This is a genomic window from Corallococcus sp. AB045 (genome assembly GCF_003668895.1).
Taxonomy (GTDB): Bacteria; Myxococcota; Myxococcia; order Myxococcales; family Myxococcaceae; genus Corallococcus; species Corallococcus coralloides.
Genome location: NZ_RAWN01000378.1, coordinates 1 through 3,420 on the forward strand (window position 1 = coordinate 1; position 3,420 = coordinate 3,420).

At 67.2% G+C, this 3,420-nt stretch carries 3 protein-coding genes; all 3 read left to right on the top strand.

Annotation, left to right across the window (positions count from 1 at the left end; translation table 11 throughout):
- Positions 1-56 precede the first annotated feature (56 nt).
- Genes D7Y21_RS40705 through D7Y21_RS40715 form a run of 3 tightly spaced genes read left to right on the top strand, consistent with a single transcriptional unit; the run spans position 57 to position 3,395 of the window.
- Positions 57-878 carry an amidohydrolase family protein gene (locus D7Y21_RS40705; protein WP_120565834.1) on the top strand — a complete coding sequence of 274 codons (822 nt, stop codon included), beginning with the start codon at positions 57-59 and terminating at the stop codon, positions 876-878.
- 41 nt (positions 879-919) lie between these two features.
- Positions 920-2,263, top strand: a complete 1,344-nt coding sequence (locus D7Y21_RS40710; RefSeq protein ID WP_120565835.1) for a coproporphyrinogen-III oxidase family protein — start codon at positions 920-922, stop codon at positions 2,261-2,263.
- 16 nt (positions 2,264-2,279) lie between these two features.
- The gene (locus D7Y21_RS40715) at positions 2,280-3,395 is read left to right on the top strand and encodes a DNA alkylation repair protein (protein WP_121718577.1); all 1,116 of its coding nucleotides are present in this window, start codon (positions 2,280-2,282) and stop codon (positions 3,393-3,395) included.
- Positions 3,396-3,420: the final 25 nt, after the last annotated feature.

Consider the following 3,420-nt stretch of genomic DNA (forward strand, 5'->3'; position numbering starts at 1 on the left):
GTTCCCGCCCTGCCCTGCTGGCATCCCACTAGCCCCGCACCCCGTCCGAGGCCGCCATGATTGATTTCCATGTCCATGCGGGTGACTTCTTCCGCCTTCGCGACGACATCCAGGGCCTGCTCACACGCCGCCCCCTGGAAGAAGGGGAAGACATCACCCGGCTGTTCACCGAGCCGGCCGAGCTGGAGCGCTACCTGCGCCGCCATGGCGTGCAGCGCGCCGTCATGCTGGCCGAGTGCGGGCCGGGCACGAACTTCTCCATCGACAGCGAGATGATCGCCGGCAAGGCACGCGGCTCGGACTTCTTCATCCCCTTCGGCAGCATCAACCCGAACTTCCACGATGCCCGGAAGGAGTTCGAGAAGAGCCTCGCGCTGGGCGTCCGGGGCTTCAAGTTCTACCCGGCCGACCACTCCTTCGACCCGTACACCCGGGACATGTGGGACGTGTATGGCGAGTGCGAGCGCGGCGGACTCCCCATCATCTTCCACACCGGCCACACCTCCCAGCGTGACGCCGAGCAGAAGAACATCCAGCCCTCGGACTTCGAGCGCATCGCCCGGGGCTTCCCCCGGCTGACCATCGTCCTCGCGCACGCGGGCAAGCCCCTCTGGTACCAGGAGGCCCGCGAGCTCGTCCTTCGCCACGAGAACCTCTACGTCGACACCGCGCTGGTGCCCCTGCTGGAGCTGACCACGGTGCTCGGGGACCTTCGCGACATCCGCCACAAGGTGGTGTTCGGCTCTGACTGGCCGGTGGTCGGCAGCTACAGCAAGCTCATGGGGCAGCTGGAGCAGGCCCACCTGCCCCCGGACATCGCCAGCGACATCCTCCATGGCAACGCGGACCGCATCCTCTCGCGTGCCGGCAGGGCCTGAGCCGTTCCTCGAAGCAGCCTCACGTCCGGAAGGGTCGCCCCATGTACCGAGACCTCCATCCCGTCACGTACTACTTCTATCCGCTGCTCCAGGGTGACTATGCCCCGGGTGCCCACAAGGGTCTGCTCGACTCCATGCTGGACACGGAGGTGGCCCGGCCGGCGGAGAGCCTGCTGTACGTCCACATCCCGTACTGTCACGACCTGTGCCAGTTCTGTCCCTTCCACATCAAGATCGCGAGCGGAGAGGACGTCTACGAGCGCTACACCACCAGCCTCTGCCGGGAGGTGGAGCTGCTGGCGCGCCGCCCCGCCATCGCCCAGCGCACCTTCTCCGCGGTGTACTTCGGAGGAGGCTCGCCCTCCATCCTCCCCGTGGCGCACATTGGCCGCATCCTGCAGGCCATCCACCGCCACCTCCGGCTCACCGCCGACGCGGAGATCAGCTTCGAGGGAGAGCCCCGGACGCTGGGCAACCCTGAGCTGCTCGAGCTGCTCAAGGAATGGAAGGTCAGCCGCCTGAGCTTCGGGCTGCAGACGTATGACGAGGTCCAGCGGCAGCGGTTCCGCATCGTCGCGACGCTCAAGGACGTGGAGCGCGTCACGGCGAATGCCCGGCGGCTGGGCTTCCACGACATCAACGTCGACATGATGTACGACCTGCCGGGGCAGAACCTCACCACGCTGAACGACGACCTGGCGGCCCTGCGCGCCGCGGACTTCGACAGCGTGGACTACTACAACCTGCACTACTACGCGTTCCCCAAGAAGTTCCGGGCCGCGATGGATGCGGGAACGATTCCGGCCAAGCCGGGCATGGACATGCACATGGCCATGACCGAGCACATCCGCTGGCGCATGCGGGAGCTGGGTTACAACGACGTCGCGGACCAGGTCTTCTCCAAGTACGACAAGGTCTGCGAGTACTTCCGGCTGCTCTGGGGCGGCGGCGAGGGCGACCACACGGCGGAGACCGTGGCCGTGGGCGCCTCGGCGCGGGGCTACCTGAGCGGCGTCGCGTACATGAACACCGGCGAGGTCAACACCTACTGCTCCATGCTGGAGCAGGGGCAACTGCCCGTGGCCAAGCTGTCCGGCCAGCTGGCGCGGCCCGAGAACCGGGGCGCCGTGTTCATGCCCAAGTTCTTCCGCATCTCCAAGAAACACCAGGCCGCCATCGACACCATCCCCGCGGACGTGTGGAAGGCCTGGCAGGAAAGCGGCCTCATCTACGAAACGCCCGGCACCTGGGAGCTGAGCGAACGCGGCAAGCAGTGGACCCCCAACATGATGCTCGACGCCTTCGAGTCCTCCCAGCGGGAGGTCGCGGGCGTCTCCCTGAACGCGCTCGAAAAGAAGCCTGGCGTGCGCACGGGCACCTTCTGACCCCGACCCCCCATCCATGAGCACCGGAACCCAATTCAAGGACCTCTTCAACAGGGAAGCCATCCTCGACCTCGGCAAGCGCGGCGCGGTCGCCGTGCCCGGGCTGAACGCCCAGGCCTTCGTTCGCGAGGCCAGCCAGGGGCTGGAGTCGATGGAGATGAAGGACCGCGTCCGCCACCTCGCGAGGACGCTGCGCCGCCACCTCGCGGAGGACTACCCCACCGCGCTGCGCCAGCTGGAGGTCATGGCGGGCTCCGAGCAGGGGCACCTGACGCCCCTGCGCGGCTTTCGCATCTGGCCGCTGTGCCACTTCGTGGAGGAATACGGGCTGGACCACCTGCACGACTCCATGCGCGCCATGCGCATGCTGACGACCCGGTTCACCTCCGAGTTCGCCATCCGCCCCTTCCTGCTCCGCCATCCGGAAGGGGTGCTCGAGTACCTTCACCGGTGGTCGCAGGATCCGGACGAGGCGGTGCGCCGGCTCGTCTCCGAGGGCACGCGCCCGCGCCTGCCCTGGGCCCAGAGGCTGCCGGCCTTCCAGAAGGATCCGGCCCCGGTGCTCGCGTTGCTGGAGAAGCTCAAGGCGGACCCCGCGCTGTTCGTCCGCCGCTCGGTGGCGAACAACCTGAATGACATCGCCAAGGACCACCCCGACACCGTGGTGAGCGTTGTCCGCCGGTGGGCCAGCGAATCACCGGGTCCGGAGACGCTGTGGCTGGTCCGCCATGCCAGCAGGACGCTCGTCAAGCAGGGGCACCCGGGCGCGCTCGACGTGCTCGGCTTCACCCCCAAGCCCCGCCTGGAACTCAAGGCCTTCAAGCTGTCGTCGAAGGCCGTCCAGCTTGGCGGAGAACTTCAATTCCACATCGAGCTGCACTCCAAGGCGCGTGGCGACCAGAAGCTGGTCATCGACTATCGCATCCACCACCGCAAGGCTTCGGGAGAGCTGTCCCCCAAGGTCTTCAAATGGACCACGCGCCAGCTGGCCGCGGGTGAGCAGGTGGCGCTCAAGCGCGTCCACAAGATCCATCCCATCACCACGCGCCGCTACTACGCGGGCGAACACCTGATCGAACTGCTCGTCAATGGCGAGCCGCTCGGCACCCGCGAGTTCATGCTCAGCGTTTGAGCCCCCTCCCTCAGCGCAGTCCCAC